The organism is Rhodococcus cerastii, assembly GCF_033042195.1.
In the GTDB taxonomy this organism is placed as follows: domain Bacteria; phylum Actinomycetota; class Actinomycetes; order Mycobacteriales; family Mycobacteriaceae; genus Rhodococcoides.
In genome coordinates, this window is the sequence record NZ_JAWLKF010000007.1 from 37731 (window position 1) to 53652 (window position 15922).

The following is a 15922-nucleotide window of genomic DNA, read 5'->3' on the forward strand; positions in this document are numbered from 1 at the left end:
GCACCGCGCGGAAGTTCAGAAGGGGTAGCGGCCCTCGGCCCAGGCGCGAGCGGCGGGAGGTTCCACCGCCTCGACAGGTTCACCGTCGCGAAAGTACTGCGTGTGCAGAATCCGACCCTCGTCGACCGCTTCCTGCCACGCCTTAGTGGGGCCTTCGCCGAACCAGAGCCACGGGGTGATGTCGTCCATGATCACGACCGATTCTGCGGTAGCGAGCGCACGTAGATCGTCGAGGTCTGTGCGAGCCCCCTCCACCGAGTGGTCTCCGTCGATGAAGATGACGTCGAACCGCATGTCCGGATGTTCCTTCGCGTAGGCCGCGATAGTGGTGTGCGAGTCACCCTGAATCAGCGTGTGTCGGCCCGGAAAGTGTTCGTCGATATGGGCTTTCGCGGCGTCGCTGTAGGCATAGGCGGCCAGGTCGAACGACACGACGGTCGTGTCGGTCGATGCGTCGAGGAACGCCCAACTCGAGAAGCCGGCATTGAACCCGACCTCACAGATCAGCTTCGTACTCGGCCGTGCCGCAAGCGAAGACAAATATGCCTGCTCCGCCTCGTCGGCTCCCCGCTCGAAAGGTTCCCCAGCAGTGGCTGTTCGGTGCACCAATGCCTCGAGTTCCTGCAGACCCATTCACGTTCTCCTATCGTCTGATTCGGAGCGTAGTCAGCATCGGTGGGCGGCGCAGACGACGACGCCCACTCGCAGAACACGCCGCCACGAACCTGTTGGATCTTCCGTCATGGCGAGGGTCCCGTGGGCTCGTTGTCCCGCCGGGACCCTCGGTCTACCGAGCGTGCTCGCTCAGTCGACGACAGAACGAACAATCTCGGCGATACGCTGCGCCGTAGCGTCGTCCACAGTCTCGAAGTACCACGCCGCCGGCATCAATTGCCCGTCCGCGCCACCGGCAGCGTGAAATGCCGCCTTCTCGGTGATGGCTAGATTCAATCGATCGTCGTTGCGCAGCGTCACGAGCGCCGGCGTGCTCGCCGACTTCGCGTAGGCGGGCATTCCGTACCAGATCCGCGGCTTCAACGTGGGGGCCGCGGACACGATGATGTCGTGCACACGTTGCATGACCGAACGCCGAGGTTCGTCCATCTTCGAGATCTTTTCGATCACCTGAGCCAAATTCTTCTCGTCCTTCGACGACATGTCATGTCCTTTCGTCAACCGATGTCGGGCATCGGCGGAATGAAGATGGCGCAATTCTGCGCCGCACCCCATCCGGACATGTCCTGAGCTGGTCAGGCCTCTCCTCGATGATTCACGTGGTTGCCACGTGGAAGCGCAGTCGGTGGCGCGTACCACCGCGATAAGAATATCCGACACTCGGTCGTACTGCGCCAAAGAGTCTGCACATTCGTCGACTGGACAAGCTCACGGCTCGAGCCCCGCGGCCAGCGTCGGCCAGCTCTTCGCAAGCTGATCGGCCCAGCACGGCCACGAGTGCGTACCAGGGCTGCCCAGATCGAACGTGGCCGGCATGTTCAGCTCGACAAGCCTGTCGCGCAGCAGTCGCGTGCAGAAATCGGTGCCTACTTCGATCGCCCCGCCGATCACCAGCGTGTCGAGGTCTTCGAGCGTCTCGTACCGCTCGTGCGGACCGGGGGCCGCTGGCGGAAAAGAGGTAGATCGACATTCCGCGCAGCGGTTCTGCGTTTACCAACAGGTCGTGGGCGGCCCACCCCGCGTTGAGGGACCCGCCGAGCATATTGTCCGCTTTGCCGCCGTAACCGGCGACGATGCTTCGCAGGACGGTTTGCCCGAGTATGCCCTCGGATAGAAAGCACCCGCTGTACGCCGCGACGGCCGAGTACTTGTCCGGGTTCCGGGCGGCCAGCATCATCGCCGACTGAGCGCCCCTCGACAGGCCCGCCACACCGTCACTGCCGTTGCCCTCGAACTCCGCGTCGATCAGCGGCGGAAGCTCCTGCGTCAGAAAGGTTTAGAAGCGGTAGGGGCCGAGGCGGGGGTCGTTGTTCTCCCCGTCGGTGTAGAAGCTCGCTGGACCGACAAGCGGGAGAACCACGTTGATGTTCTTGTCACGGAAGAACTCCGCCGCGTTGCCCTTGCGAAGCCAGATGCTGCTCGACGGTTCGTTCTCCCCGGATCGGCTGAGCATGTACAGCGTCGGGCGCGGGCCTTTACGCTCCGCGGAGGTCAGAACCTGCACCTCTATGGTCCGATCCATGCTCGGCGAGTACACCGACAGCCACGTTAGCGTCGGGCCGGTATTGATTCGGTTCTCGATCCGCGCAGGCTGGCTCGGTGCAGGATTTTCAGTGTCGATGTCTTGAGCAGCGGCGGGCACGCCCGCTAGGCAGGTGAGCAGAACTGCGATCACCACCAGAACCGGCCGCACGCCGAGCATAGAACCCCCACTGCCCGCGGCGCTGTGGCCCGCTGTCGTCGAGGCAATCTTGCAAGAAGGAATGGCACGAATCGGACTAAATCGTCAGCAACTTGTGAAAAATCCGGGATTCAGCCTGTTTTGTGCCGCACCCATTTGAATAGTTCAGTACTTAACCTAGGCCGCGAGCTTCCAGTGGGCTCCCAACAAGTGACATGCCCGGGTGACCTACTGATGTCGCACGTCGGGCTAGACCTTGAAGCGGAACGCGAGCAAGACCAAACACAATCCTCCGACCAGGTAGAACGCATAGCGCTAGGTTCGAGACATTCCCGTTTCATCCCCCTAGCTCACGATGCCCCGCTCGGCTTACCCGCCGAGTCTGAGGAACGTCGGAGTGCTGTGCGAAGATCTGCGAATGACTGGAGGAGGAGTAGACATCATCTGGCCGGACCACTATCCGGACCAGTGCCCTCCTGCTGACGCCGCACGGGCGGTTGGTCTCTACTTCCGGCTGGTCGACGCGGCCCCGCCGACAGGCGAGGACACGCTCAGCCACGTGGAGCTTAAACGGGCAGGTGCCCGCTTTAAGAACAAGGACTTCGGCGACCAAGAGTGCATGGCGTCAGGGTTCAGCGTCTTTGACGAGCAACTTGCAGCGGAACGGACACGTGAAGCAGTAGGCCCCTTGCGCAAGAAGTTGATCGCCAAGGTAGACGTCTCAGGCTCGGGGGTCCTTAAACAAACGGGGGGCAACCAGAATCACCACACGTGGTGGAGGCCGGCGGCTGACAACGACTGGGGAAACTGCGAGGTCGTGGCATGAGTTGGGTTCCGGTCGGAACAGCACTTGGGCGTCTTGAGATTGATGAGACGTTCGAGTTTTACGACGGACCACGCCTTTTTGCAGCATCGTCCGCGTCGGGCCAGCGTTACTTGGCCGCTTGGGCCGAGGAAGCCCCCGATCACGACCTCTGGCTTTACCTGCCAATATCGAATGAACGGTTCAGCATTGCACGTTCCGGTGGGATAACAGTTCGGGCAGCATTCCTGAATGCCGAGGACTTCGTGTATCTGGTTCGCACCCCCACGGATGGTGAAAACGTGGACACGATCGAGCGACTAATTAGTGGACCCGAAATTCAGGAAGAATGGCTTCCCGGCACAAATTATCGGATAGAGCGACACACCGATACAGCACCCCGTGCAGAGAGGCCATCAGAACTCGCTCGTCGAGCGATGCGCGAGGCGCGGCCATTCCTTCGTGTCGAAGTGGAACCAACCGCCAGTCGACGGACGGTCGCTCCTACTCGAGCAGTTGGCAATCTCCTAGTCCTCACCCAAAACCTATTGGACAACATGGGATACTCACAAGCACTGTCTGGTAGAGAAGCTGCGCTGCGCGGACGCGTGCCAACGAATATTCAGGAAACAATGGCCAGCGAAATCGTCAGCTTGACAGCCGCAAGTTTCGTGATTGATATTGCATCAATGGGCTTCATGAATCTGTTTGGCTCCCCGTTCGAGGATAGCTCAAACGCTATAGTGTTAATTTTTTCCATGGACGACACGAAACTGGAATTCAAAGAACAAGTGAAGTCCCTCAATACTCGTGCGCAGAGAAGTTTCCGTAGCCTTGTAAAACAATTCGACAACATCGGGGGGCCGGTCAGCCTTGTTGCAGCCAATGAGTCAGCGGAGTTCACTGAAGCAAAGCTGTCCTCTTTGAAAATTCAACGAATGCTTGCGACCCTTAATTACTTAACCCCTGATCAAATCGAGCCGGAAGTTCGAGCGCGTATGCGCCTGTTCAGGGGCGACGTTGACCATTCGACATTCGGTGCGGATAATCCGTCCAGCGAACAGACATACACGGGATACGTTGATGAACAAGCACTTTCGGGATTCAAGCAGGCCCCTCTCGGGGCCTTCTACGATATGGTCCTGTCAGTGACGAGCGTGACCGACGAATTGACCAACGCCACGCAATACACATACCGCCTGATGCAAATTAACCCAGTCCCGACTGATGGCGCGACTGCCCCCTGAGCATCCACAAGTTCGATCTGATCGCTGTGCCAAAACAGCGAAGGCGGCACCGCTCACATCCGTGACCGCGTCTGAGACGTCGTCATAGAGGTCCCCGTAAATCTCCATCGCAACTTTGAAGGAAGATTGGCAAAGGTGAGCTTGAATGGCCTTCGCTGACACGTCGGCCGCAATGAGAAGCGCGGCGCAAGTATGTCGGAGATCGTGGGAGCGCAGCGTATCTGGCGACCCCGCGACTATTGCAGCATCTTTCGAGTGCGGCAAGTAGAAGACTCGGCACCAGTGCATCGGTGTCGACCCGCAGGGCTCTGCCTCAGACATAACCGGGGTCTGCCACACATACACGGCCGGGGCCGAGCGCACCCCGTTTCGCCTGCTCTTTTCCATCAGCCGCGAGTGATGATGCGAGGACGGGAGTCAACGGTACGTCTCAAGTCTGTTGGACTGCGGCGGAACCACCTACCACTCCCCAGAACTGCTCGTGCTGACTGATTCGCTAACCGCGACCAGCCGGCGCAACCTGTTGACGTTCTTCCCCCGCAGACCGCAGATTTCGCTGGCACGCATTCTGGTCTGCGCGGTGAACCGCACCAGCATGCCGTGGCCGTCGAGTCGCTACTGCCAGCGTCGATGGCCACGGACTCCAAAGCAACAGCCAACCGCTCTACTTGCGGCACCCTCAAGAACGTCACCTCTTCTCGATGGTGTCGGGGCATGTCGTCGCGAATAAGCCCGTTGGCTGGGCTACCGTGCCCGCACCGCAACATGCCCTCGCGCGCCGATCTTCAAGGCCTAACTTAGCCCTGTTTAAACCCCGCCGGCCCCCGCATCGGGGCTCAACCACTCCTGTTCGGGACTAGACCGACGCCGTCCGGAAAAAACCGTAGGCAAGCGGTTGTCGAGTCTCAGGTCGGTCCGAACTCGGCTTACCCGTCGCGCTGAGAGCTTCCTAGTCGTTGAAGCTGAACGCTGCCCAGGCCGCGGCTAGTCGCTTGAGCAGCAACAATGCGTCGTTCAACTGAGCACTTTGCACCAAACTAGCCCAAGACTCCCGAGGTGGGTTTTCCATAGTGCAGAATGCTCCAATGACCACGCAACTGTTGGCTTCCTTCTTCGAAGGCGGGGACTCGACCTGGCCACTTACCGCTGCCTCGGCGGCGGTTGGGATATCAAGTGCCGCAGCAGCTGTTAGCGCCTTTGTCCGCACCAGCAATCGCAAGGAACAGCTCAACGAGGCCGAGGAGTTAGTGGGAGACCTTGAGGCCATCGGGAAGAAGAACCGTGAAGAGCTATACGATTTTCTTGAACTTCACCTTGGTTCAATTGACGGTGGAAATCCAGAGAGTAGCGGCAGCGTCAGCGACATCTCTGCTGCAGACCTCGCCACACTGGATGATAAAGCGGCAAAATACGTCCAACAAGCCGAAATCAAATCGAATATAGATGAGTTTACGACCAAACGAGCCAACTTATACCTTAATCACCTTAGATCTGCAGAACGTCAAAATTCGATACTACGCTTGCTTTCAATCGCGAGCATCATCCTGGGGCTCGCGGTTGTAATTTTAGGAGTCGGATTAGCTCTATTCTCAGCACTTGACGTAGGCATATTCACAGGCGTCTGCGGCGCTGTACCGACCATTTTCGGGTCGCTAATATTCCAGCGCGCAGATGCGGCAGAGAAGGTAGCGAACGAGAATTTTGCGCACCTCAACCAGGCCGTCAATGATTCGAACCGGTTAAATCAATCGCTTTCCATTGCGGCAAATCTAAAGGACGAGGCTCAGCGAGAGTATGTCTTCTCTACCATCGCACTATCGCTAGTTATGCAAAGCAGCACTCAAAGTGGCCACCCTGAGGCTGTGTACCGATCTGCGTTAGAAAACCGGCCTTCGTTTTCCTAGACGAAGCTGAACGGCCGACGACCTGGGGCCTCAATCTCTGATCACCCTCGCATCCCTCTCCCAAATGCCAGGTGCGCCAAGGCCGCTCACATCGCATCCGTGACGGCAGCATGGGCGTCGTCGTGCAGGCCAGTCACTCCTGCCAACTGGACTCATAGAGCTGACTAGCGGTGGCCATCTAGCCTTGATCTTTCGTCAGGTTGAGGTGCTGGCTGAGCGGTTCGAGACTGCGGTTTTCGACCCGCCTTGCGCCGGGTGCGCAAGGCGATGTCGGTCGGCGGCGCTCGGTTCCTCGGTACGAGTCGGGGTCTATCGGGTTGGCGGTGCGGGCGGGTTGATGGTCAGGCGGGCGCAGTGAACGCCGCCAACCGGGCCAGGTCGATGACGATCAGCGCCGACCAGGTCGCAGTTTTCGACAGTCTCAAGTGCGTGTAGTAGGCGTGGATGGCGATGCGGCAGGCGACCGAGAAGATTCATAGACGAACATGTTTGGGTCCCGCCTGCTGGCGTCGTGGTCGGCGAATTCGGGGCCGTCTCTCATTCCGACCCGCTGCATCGCGAACACACCAGCTCCCACCAAAATTGCGAGGGGTGGGGCTGACAAGCACTGACCATCGCTCGAGTTTCACCCAGCCGTCACACTTGAATGGCGGCCTACACCCGGTAGTGCCACGAATCGACAAGGATCGTTCCGTGACCGACATCTGCAACCCCGCCTACAGACTCCACACCATCCTCACCAAGATCAGGAACGCCAACGCCGACATCTCCCTGCGCGACAACCTTCGTCCACTGCTCGATGCTGAAACTCACGCCGAGGTCTTCACCAGTATCGGCCGACTATTGGCGCTGCCGGACGAAACCGAAAAGGCGCTGATCGACGCCGCAAACCGCACCGGACTCGACGTCAACAGTGCCCAGTTCATGTTCTATCGCCGCTGGCACCCCACCGTCAGCAAAGCCCTCCACACCGCCTTCTACAATCTCGCCGGCCCGACCTCCGCCGTCAGCCGAGTCATCGACGTTGAAGAGATGGCAAGTCTCGAAGCCGCCCACTACTGGCTGCAGAACCTCACTACCCACCCACCTGTCACCACCGCGACCCTTGTCGAACTACGTGAGCGCGTCACACAGCTGATCGCCGAGATATACGGCTCCAACGACTTGGACGAGCAACTTCGCTACTTCGTAACCGAACAACTCGGCCGTGTCATCGCCGCCCTTGATGCGGCCGAGCTCGTCGGTACCCGCGTAGTCCAGTCCTCAGCCGACGAAGTCCACGGCGCAATGATCCGCACCCTCACCAACACAGGCATTCCCACCACACCCGAGGGCCGCACCCTCCTGCAGAAAGTCGGCAAACTGCTCGCTGCCATCACGCTCGCTACCGGAGCCGCAGGCGGAATGCTCGTACTCCCCAGCCAAGCCAAAGAGGCGTGGGAAGTGTTCGCCGGGGAAGCCTCTTCAACCTTGAGCGATCAGCCTGCAAGCACCGCAACGAACACCCAGCGATGACCGACGGCGATCCCGCGGTCATCGGATGGCTCGCGTCCGCGGCCGTCAACATTTGGAGGTCATTCACGGCATTGCTGTCACGGTTTGCGACGGTGGAGTGGATCGCCGACGTCGGGCTGCCCCTGGTAGTTGCCGGTCTTGGTCTTTGGCTTGCCGGTCGGTACTTCAACGGCACCCTTGAGGCGGACCGCAAAGCACTGAATACACAGCTCGAGGCCGACCGAGCTGCCCGCGAACTTGAGCGACGGCACGGATTTGGTCTTGATTATGCTGCAACAGCTCGTCGCATCGCCGACAACCTTCTGGAGGACTGCGCCAGTTTCGTCCGCGAGACCGACCTTGGAAGCGTCACTACGTTCATCAAATCTGCCACGCGTGCGAACGTGGATCTATCTGCTGCGGCTGCTCTACTCAGTTCGAGACTGGGGTCCGGCCCCTATGTTTGGGCCGCCTACCAAATCCCAAACGTCTCAATTGCTCAGGCGAAAGTACTGCAGCACCACAAGCTTCGGCTCAGTGGTGAAGACCGGGCAGAAGTCATTGGCCTTCGCCGTCTCGACGTTTCCCTCCGGACTGCAACGGTTACGATCGGGGCGATCCACAAACTAGCCCTAGAACTGGACAAGTGGGATGGCGGGACGCAGAATCCCTACCGGCCAACCCCCTTCGACTACCCCCTACCGACGGACACTGAGGAGCGCACTCACTCCGCTGAACTGTCTGAGCACGAGCTCAGCGACTACCTTGAGAATCGATGTACCGAAATGGCCGATGCCGATGCGATGTTCACTCCCAGAACGTCTGGGGACACCTCTTAACTATCGTGCTCAGTTTGTTCGAGCCGGTCTCAAGCGAATGAAGCCGACCAATCGGTTCGCCATCACCCGGCATTTCATCAATTGAACCCTTTTCCCACATTTTCCCAATGACCTACAGAACCGTGGGTCCTCGCCTTTAATTGCGTTTCCAGGGAAGCCTTGACACTTGCATTAACGGGCGCAGGCGCGGCCAAGTGCACGCGAGCAGTGGGTGCACTGAGCAAGCTTCTGACCTGTTGGACGGATGCTACCCGAGATGATCTCCATTGCGGGTGCGGTCGACCAACACGTCGAGTCAGTTGACCAGCCTTTGCGGACTTCGCCGGTCCAGACCGCCCGCTGAAGCAATCGTGCTGTGATCTTCGGATGCTCCAATAGACCGAAGCAACTAAGACCACCCTGATAGTTGCTGAATTGGTGACCAGACACAGGGTTCGTCGTACCACGCGATTCAATGTGGACGGATTAGATTCAGCTAGCTCCAGCTTCGATTGGCAGTTGCTAAGTACGCCGTCGAAATATGAGCGACGTTGGGAGGGGTCCCAAACGCAGCGTTCTGCGAATGGTCGGCAGTCGCCCGTTTAGTCAAGTCTCCGACAGTGTCCATCGACCCATCCGCGCGACGACTGACCAGCGGTTACACGTTGAAGCGGAACTCCACCACATCGCCGTCGGACATGATGTATTCCTTGCCCTCGATGCGCACTTTGCCTGCAGCCTTGGCCGAGGCCATGGAACCCGCGGCAATCAGGTCGTCGAAGGAGACGATTTCGGCCTTGATGAATCCGCGCTCGAAGTCGGTGTGAATGACGCCCGCTGCCTGCGGTGCGGTGTCACCACGATGAATGGTCCACGCGCGGGCCTCTTTCGGGCCTGCGGTGAGGTAGGTCTGCAGACCGAGAGTGTGGAAGCCGGCGCGGGCGAGAGCGTCGAGACCGGGCTCGGTCTGTCCGACCGACTCGAGCAGTTCCGCTGCCGATTCCTTGTCGAGTTCGAGCAACTCGGATTCGATCTTCGCATCGAGGAACACGGCGTCGGCGGGAGCGACGAGGCGCGCGAGTTCGCCGATCTTCGCATCGTCGGTGAGCACCGACTCGTCGGCGTTGAAGACGTAGAGGAACGGCTTGGTGGTGAGCAGCTGGAATTCACCGAGCAGCTCGAAGTCCAGCTTCGCCTTGGCCGAGAACAGCGTCTTGCCATCGTTCAGTACAGCCTGCGCTGCCAGCGCCGCGTCGAGTGCAGGCTTGCGATCCTTCTTGATCCGCACCTCTTTCTCGAGGCGCGGGATGGCCTTTTCTAGCGTCTGCAGATCTGCGATCGCGAGTTCGGTTTCGATGACCTCGATATCGGCGGTCGGGTCGACGCGACCGTCGACGTGCACCACGTCGTCGTCGGCGAAGACACGAACAACCTGGCAGATGGCGTCGGCCTCACGAATGTTGGCGAGGAACTTGTTGCCCAGACCTGCGCCCTCGGACGCACCCTTGACGATGCCGGCGATGTCGACGAACGACACCAGCGCGGGCACGAGCTTCTCCGAACCGAACACCTCGGCCAGCTTCTCGAGCCGGGGATCCGGCAGCGCGACCACACCGACGTTGGGCTCGATGGTGGCGAACGGATAGTTCGCGGCCAGCACATCGTTGTTGGTCAGTGCATTGAAGAGGGTGGACTTGCCGACGTTGGGCAGTCCGACGATTCCGAGGGTGAGGCTCACGGTCTATGGAGTCTACTTTGACAACACCACCAGCTCGGACAGTGCCCGGCCAGCAGCGATGCTCGACGCGCCGAGCGGCGCAAGAACGACGTGATCCGCCCCGGCCTCGTGGTGGGCGGCCACTCGATCGGCGATGTCGCCGACGCTCCCCCACACCACCAGCGCGTCGACCAAACGGTCGCTGAGCTGGTCGACGTCGGCCCCTGTGAATCCCATGCGCAGAAAGTTCTGCCGATAGCCAGGGACTGTGGCGAGAAAGCTCAGCGGCTCACGGGCGGCAGTACGGGCACGATCCGTATCGGATTCCACGACGACAAACTGATCGACAACCAGCTCGGCCGTCCCCAGAGAGTGCCGCGCCTGCGCCGTCCACTCGGGCGTCACGAGCAACCCGATCGCGCCGGCAGCGCGATCGCGGGCCATCTCCAGCTTCTTCGGCCCGAGCGCCGCGAGCAGAATTCGATCCGATGGCACAGCCAACTCGTCAAGGTAGCGATGCAATGCGGCCAATGGCCGCGCAGTCTGCGGCCCACCGAGCCCGAGGACGAATCGACCGCTGGGCGAGAGCTCGTCGAACAGCTTCCCGGTCTGCGCAGGCGAGTACACATCGACCGGCACGATGCCCGGAACGATGTTCGCTGTCTCGGTCGCCCGAACCAGATCGGTCAGCCTGCCGAGTCGATCGATCTGCCCGCCCGGCAGCCAGAACGAGGTGAATCCAAGTGCCTCCAACTCGCGCACGTCGTCGAGATACGATGGCGATACGTCGATGGAAATGCCGATTCTGCCGAGACCGAGTGTGTCCATGGCTACGACGCTAGAACCTCGAGTTATGTCGAGGTCAAGTGTCGGGACCTAGTACGAGTTCGCGACGACCAGTGCAATGAAGGCGAAGTACAGGACTATGAGGACGACGAAAATCCCCAGCGACAGCTTTCCGAAGAACCCGGCACGATTCGACGAATAGTGCGCGCCCTGAGCATCTCCCATCATCCACAGCGGGTGCACCTTCAGTGCGTGATTGAACGCCGGGATGGCCAACGGCCAGAAGAAGATGATGGCGACGACGGCCCATCCCGCATTGGACGACGGCAGAGTCGGTGCCTGCACATAGGACTGCGCTGCCGGATAGGGCTGCTGAAACTCTGACTGCTCGTACGGATTCGACATGACCATTTCCCCCGATTGTTCGATGACGGACAGCTAGTAGGACGCCGCACCGACCCGTTGGGTTCCACCGAATCGAATCCGGTCGATCCCGAGTTCAGGTGGTGATTGCCGAATTGGGGTCCCAGCTCGCCAGGATCGGCAGGATCTTGGCGGTACTCGACCCGTCCTCGACCGTGTAGACGATGAGACTCTGAGTCGGCTCGCTGGGCGAGGTCAGAAACTCGATACCGAATTCGAGGGTCCCCGCCGCCGGATGCTGAATGATCTTTGTTGCACGCTCGAATTCTCGAACCTCGTGGTCGCTCCACCATTGCTCGAAACATGGCTCGCTGGAACGCAATTCGTCGATCAACGCAGTGAGCGCACGGTCCCTGGGGCGACGGGCGAGGTCGCGGCGCAGATTGGCGACCGCGGCGGCCGCGAACTGCGACCAGTTGACGATTCGCTCGCGGGCGATGGGATTGCGAAACAGATAGTCGAACAGTGATTCTCCGGCCGCCGAGGGCAAACTCAGCACTGATCGAACCAATGCGTTGCTGGCCAGGATGGTGCCCGAGCGTCCGAGTAGCAGCACAGGAACGTGATCGAGCGTCCTCATCACCTGGAGCAATCCCGGATCCGGTCGCTCAGTGGCGTCATCGACGGATCCGGCGGGAGACGCAAGGTCGAGCAGATGAGCCGACTCCACCTCGTTCAACTTCAGCGCCCGAGCGATCGCTCGCAGCACCTCGATCGACACGTTCGCCTGACGACCCTGTTCGAGCTTGCTGTAGTAATCCGGGCTCACTCCGGCCATCGCAGCAAGTTCTTCCCGCCGCAGTCCAGGCACTCGTCGGGTACCGGGATACGTGCGCAGTCCGGCCTCGGTGGGGGTGATGCGGTCGCGCCGATCACGCAGAAATGCGCTGAGGGCGGACCTGTCGTTGCTCACGAATTCCACAGTAGCGACAACGATGGTTACCAGCCTGGTCATGTCAGACCTAGGTCGAGTGACGCCTGGATGGCCGTGTTCACCGCCCGTAGACATGACGTCATGACTTCTTCTACATCACAGCGACTTTCCGGACGGACCGCCGTCATCACCGGATCCACCAGCGGTATCGGTGCCGCAATCGCCTCGACTCTCGCCGCGCACGGAGCATCGATCGTCGTCAGCGGCCGCGACTCCGCGAAGGGTTCGGCGGTGGTCGATCGAATCTCCGGGGCCGGCGGCACCGCGAGTTTCGTGCCGGTGGACCTCTCCGGCAGCTACCAGGACATCCGCGGGTTCGCGGGCGTCGCTACCGCTGCACTCGGCGGCCGAGTCGACATTCTCGTCAACAATGCCGGCATCTATCCCGCCACCGCAACCGCAGATCTCGCCGACGAGGAGCTCGATGCGATGCTCGCCGTCAACGTTCGTGCTCCACACGTGCTGGTCGGTGAATTGGCACCGGCCATGGCTGAGCGCGGCAGCGGCGTCATCGTGAACATCGGATCGTGGATGGCCACGATGGGGAGCCCGTTCGCCGCGATGTACTCCGCAACCAAGGCCGCCGACGAACAACTCACGCGCAGTTGGGCCGCCGAGTTCGGTCCACGCGGCGTGCGGGTGAACGCCCTCGCACCCGGTGCGACGCTGACGCCGGGCAACGAGGATGCGCGGGAGGTGTTGGACGCCATGACGGCCGGAACGCCTGCAGGCACTGTTCTTTCGCCCCAGGACATCGCGAACGGTGTGTTGTTCCTGGTCTCCGACGACGCCGCGATGGTGCACGGCACAACGCTCTACGTCGACGGCGGTATCTCGGTCACCCGCGGATGAACGCGCGTACCGAAGACCGCTACTGAGCTGAGGTCTTCAGCGTCGAGGTGGCCTCGGCCAACCGAGTGACGGCGTCCCAATCCTCCTGCGCAACGGCCGAACCCGGAGTGAGCCACGATCCCCCGACGCAGCCGACGTTCGGCAGAGCCAAGTACGTCGAGGCATTTTCGGTCGAGATGCCACCCGTCGGGCAGAAGCGTGCGGCCGGGATCGGCGAGTGGATCGACTTCAGGAAGTTCGCCCCGCCCGACGCCTCGGCCGGGAAGAACTTGAGCTCGGTGTAGCCGGCTTCGAGGAGGGTGAGCACCTCGGACACAGTTGCGGCACCGGGCAGATGCGGTAATCCGGTATCTCGCATGGACTTCGTCAGGGAAGGCGTGCAGCCCGGCGACACCAGGAACTGAGCGCCCGCATCGGCGGCCTGCTTGGCCTGACCGGGGGTGATGATGGTGCCGGCACCGACGAGGATGTCGGGAACCTCGGCGGCGATGCGCTCGATGGCGTCGAGGGCCACCGGTGTCCGCAGGGTCAGCTCGATGACGGGCACTCCGCCCGCCACCAGGGCGCGGGCGATCGGAACGGCATGATCGAGGTTCTCGATGACGACGACAGGGATGACGGGGACGCGGTCGAGCAGAGATGCAGTCACGTTCTTACCTTCTTCTGGAGTTACAGGGGCTCAGCGCATGACGAACATTGCACCCTCGTCGGCAGGGCCGACGAGCGCACGCATGCCCGAGAACAGGTCCCGACCGGTGCTGGACCACTCGTCCTTGTCCAAGGCTCGGCCGGTGACCGGCCGTGCCTCGAACTCGTCGAGCGGTACGTCGATCGACAGTGTGCCACCGAGGGAATCGAGGGTGATGATGTCACCGTCGAGAATTTTCGCGATCGGTCCCCCACTCGCGGCCTCGGGCGTGAGGTGAATTGCCGCAGCGACTTTGCCGGAGGCACCGGACATTCGGCCGTCCGTGATCAGCGCGACGGAACGTCCCTTGTCCTGCAAAATTCCGAGAGCCGGGGTGAGCTTGTGCAACTCGGGCATACCGTTGGCCTTCGGGCCCTGATAACGCAGCACGGCAACGAAGTCGCCGTCGAGTAGCCCTGCTTCGAATGCCTCGAGGAAGTCGGCTTGATCATCGAACACTCGCGCCGGTCCGGTGACCACGCGATGTTCGGGTGCCAGTGCAGAAGTCTTGATGACGCACTTACCGATTGGCCCGGTCAGCATCTTCAGTCCGCCGTCGGCGCTGAACGGCTCGTTCGCGCCTCGTAACACGGTGTCGTCGTGGCTCATCCGAGTACCGTCCTGCCACATCACCCCGTCGCCGTCGAGCTTCGGCTCCTGCGTGTAGCGCCGCAGACCCGGCCCGGCAACGGTTTTCACATCCTCGTGCATCAACCCGGCGTCGAGCAGAGACCCGATGACGAACCCGAGTCCACCGGCCGCGTGGAAGTGATTCACGTCGGCCTTGCCGTTCGGGTAGATCCGGGCCATCAGCGGCACGACGGCCGACAGATCGGACAGGTCCTGCCAGGTCAACGTGATACCCGCGGCTTTCGCGATGGCGACGAGGTGCATCGTGTGATTGGTCGAGCCGCCGGTGGCGAGCAGTGCAACGCAGCCGTTGACGATCGACTTGACGTCGACGACCTCCCCCACCGGCGTGTAATTGTCGCCGAGCGACGTCAGACCGGTGACGACGTGGGCGGCCTCGCGGGTCAACGCGTCGCGCATCGCGGTTCCGGGGTTGACGAACGACGATCCCGGCAGATGCAGGCCCATGACCTCCATGAGCAACTGATTGGAATTGGCTGTTCCGAAGAACGTGCAGGTACCACTACCGTGATACGACGCGGCCTCGGCGTCGAGCAGAGCCTCGCGCCCCACCTTGCCCTCGGCGTAGAGCTGGCGCGCTTTTGCCTTCTCCCCGTTGGGGAGTCCGGACGTCATCGGCCCGGCGGGCACGAACACCGCAGGCAGATGGCCGAAACTCAGTGCGCCGATGAGCATTCCGGGGACGATCTTGTCGCACACCCCGAGCATCAGGGTGGCGTCGAACATGTCGTGAGACAACGCGATTGCGGTCGACATCGCGATGATGTCGCGACTGAACAGCGAGAGCTGCATGCCGTCACGGCCCTGGGTGATGCCGTCGCACATGGCGGGGACCCCACCGGCGAACTGCGCGATGCCGCCGGCGTCGATGACCGACTTCTTCAGCACGGCCGGATAGGTCTCGAACGGCTTGTGCGCCGAGAGCATGTCGTTGTAGGCGGAGACGATCGCAATGTTGGGCTTGACCATGCCGCGCAGGGCCTGCTTGTCGGCCTTGCCGGAGGCTGCGAAGCCGTGAGCGATGTTGGCGCAGGCGAGGCGGCCACGGGCCGGGCCTCGATCCCCGGCCGATGCGATTCGCGCGAGGTAGGCGGTGCGGTCGGACTGGCTGCGGTCTGCGATGCGGTCGGTGACCTGACGCAGGACCGGATGAAGTGTGTCCATGAGTATCTCCGATGTTCGGTCTCTCATCACTCACCCTAAGGCCAATTAGGTCGACCGACAACCCAACTTATGCTTTTCAAAGTTAT

At 61.1% G+C, this 15922-nt stretch carries 16 protein-coding genes; 6 read left to right on the plus strand and 10 right to left on the minus strand.

Features of this window, described 5'->3' with window-relative positions:
• Nucleotides 1-15 precede the first annotated feature (15 nt).
• The 4 genes from R3P93_RS14220 to R3P93_RS14235 form a co-directional block, all read right to left on the minus strand.
• Nucleotides 16-633, minus strand: coding sequence for a class I SAM-dependent methyltransferase (locus tag R3P93_RS14220; RefSeq protein WP_317533297.1), 618 nt, complete (start codon nucleotides 631-633; stop codon nucleotides 16-18).
• Nucleotides 634-804: 171 nt separating this feature from the next.
• Nucleotides 805-1158, minus strand: coding sequence for a DUF1801 domain-containing protein (locus R3P93_RS14225; protein WP_317533298.1), 354 nt, complete (start codon nucleotides 1156-1158; stop codon nucleotides 805-807).
• Nucleotides 1159-1270: 112 nt separating this feature from the next.
• Nucleotides 1271-1945 (minus strand): alpha/beta hydrolase-fold protein, encoded by a 675-nt coding sequence (locus tag R3P93_RS14230; RefSeq protein WP_317533368.1) that lies wholly within the window; start codon nucleotides 1943-1945, stop codon nucleotides 1271-1273.
• A gap of 6 nt (nucleotides 1946-1951) precedes the next feature.
• Nucleotides 1952-2197 (minus strand): hypothetical protein, encoded by a 246-nt coding sequence (locus R3P93_RS14235; protein WP_317533299.1) that lies wholly within the window; start codon nucleotides 2195-2197, stop codon nucleotides 1952-1954.
• Nucleotides 2198-2774: 577 nt separating this feature from the next.
• Between R3P93_RS14235 and R3P93_RS14240 the strand changes: the two genes are divergently transcribed.
• The 5 genes from R3P93_RS14240 to R3P93_RS14260 all read left to right on the plus strand — a co-directional run bounded on the left by R3P93_RS14240 (nucleotide 2775) and on the right by R3P93_RS14260 (nucleotide 8642).
• The gene (locus tag R3P93_RS14240) at nucleotides 2775-3182 is read left to right on the plus strand and encodes a hypothetical protein (RefSeq protein ID WP_317533300.1); all 408 of its coding nucleotides are present in this window, start codon (nucleotides 2775-2777) and stop codon (nucleotides 3180-3182) included.
• Nucleotides 3179-4405, plus strand: a complete 1227-nt coding sequence (locus R3P93_RS14245) for a DUF6575 domain-containing protein (RefSeq protein WP_317533301.1) — start codon at nucleotides 3179-3181, stop codon at nucleotides 4403-4405. The genes R3P93_RS14240 and R3P93_RS14245 overlap by 4 nt, the downstream gene beginning before the upstream one ends.
• 1085 nt (nucleotides 4406-5490) lie before the next feature.
• Nucleotides 5491-6309, plus strand: a complete 819-nt coding sequence (locus R3P93_RS14250; protein ID WP_317533302.1) for a TRADD-N-associated membrane domain-containing protein — start codon at nucleotides 5491-5493, stop codon at nucleotides 6307-6309.
• A 693-nt stretch (nucleotides 6310-7002) separates the two neighbouring features.
• Nucleotides 7003-7824 (plus strand): hypothetical protein, encoded by an 822-nt coding sequence (locus R3P93_RS14255; RefSeq protein ID WP_317533303.1) that lies wholly within the window; start codon nucleotides 7003-7005, stop codon nucleotides 7822-7824.
• The gene (locus tag R3P93_RS14260) at nucleotides 7821-8642 is read left to right on the plus strand and encodes a hypothetical protein (RefSeq protein WP_317533304.1); all 822 of its coding nucleotides are present in this window, start codon (nucleotides 7821-7823) and stop codon (nucleotides 8640-8642) included. The genes R3P93_RS14255 and R3P93_RS14260 overlap by 4 nt, the downstream gene beginning before the upstream one ends.
• A 637-nt stretch (nucleotides 8643-9279) precedes the next feature.
• Here R3P93_RS14260 and ychF read toward each other — a convergent pair.
• From ychF to R3P93_RS14280, 4 genes are all read right to left on the minus strand, one after another.
• Nucleotides 9280-10359, minus strand: a complete 1080-nt coding sequence (ychF, locus tag R3P93_RS14265; protein ID WP_121873315.1) for a redox-regulated ATPase YchF — start codon at nucleotides 10357-10359, stop codon at nucleotides 9280-9282.
• A gap of 12 nt (nucleotides 10360-10371) precedes the next feature.
• Nucleotides 10372-11166, minus strand: a complete 795-nt coding sequence (locus R3P93_RS14270) for a TIGR03620 family F420-dependent LLM class oxidoreductase (protein ID WP_317533305.1) — start codon at nucleotides 11164-11166, stop codon at nucleotides 10372-10374.
• 48 nt (nucleotides 11167-11214) lie between these two features.
• On the minus strand, nucleotides 11215-11529 hold the full coding sequence (locus R3P93_RS14275) for a CD225/dispanin family protein (RefSeq protein ID WP_317533306.1): 315 nt from the start codon (nucleotides 11527-11529) through the stop codon (nucleotides 11215-11217).
• Nucleotides 11530-11623: 94 nt separating this feature from the next.
• Nucleotides 11624-12460, minus strand: a complete 837-nt coding sequence (locus tag R3P93_RS14280) for a helix-turn-helix domain-containing protein (protein ID WP_317533307.1) — start codon at nucleotides 12458-12460, stop codon at nucleotides 11624-11626.
• Nucleotides 12461-12562: 102 nt separating this feature from the next.
• On the opposite strand from R3P93_RS14280, the gene R3P93_RS14285 reads away from it, so the two are divergent.
• Nucleotides 12563-13333: an SDR family NAD(P)-dependent oxidoreductase gene (locus R3P93_RS14285; protein WP_317533308.1), complete on the plus strand. Its 771-nt coding sequence runs from the start codon at nucleotides 12563-12565 to the stop codon at nucleotides 13331-13333.
• A gap of 19 nt (nucleotides 13334-13352) precedes the next feature.
• On the opposite strand, the gene eda is transcribed toward R3P93_RS14285, so the two are convergent.
• Both eda and edd read right to left on the minus strand, forming a co-directional pair.
• Nucleotides 13353-13982, minus strand: a complete 630-nt coding sequence (gene eda, locus R3P93_RS14290) for a bifunctional 4-hydroxy-2-oxoglutarate aldolase/2-dehydro-3-deoxy-phosphogluconate aldolase (protein WP_317533309.1) — start codon at nucleotides 13980-13982, stop codon at nucleotides 13353-13355.
• A gap of 30 nt (nucleotides 13983-14012) precedes the next feature.
• Complete coding sequence (gene edd, locus R3P93_RS14295) at nucleotides 14013-15836, minus strand: phosphogluconate dehydratase (RefSeq protein ID WP_317533310.1); 1824 nt, start codon at nucleotides 15834-15836, stop codon at nucleotides 14013-14015.
• Nucleotides 15837-15922 lie beyond the last annotated feature (86 nt).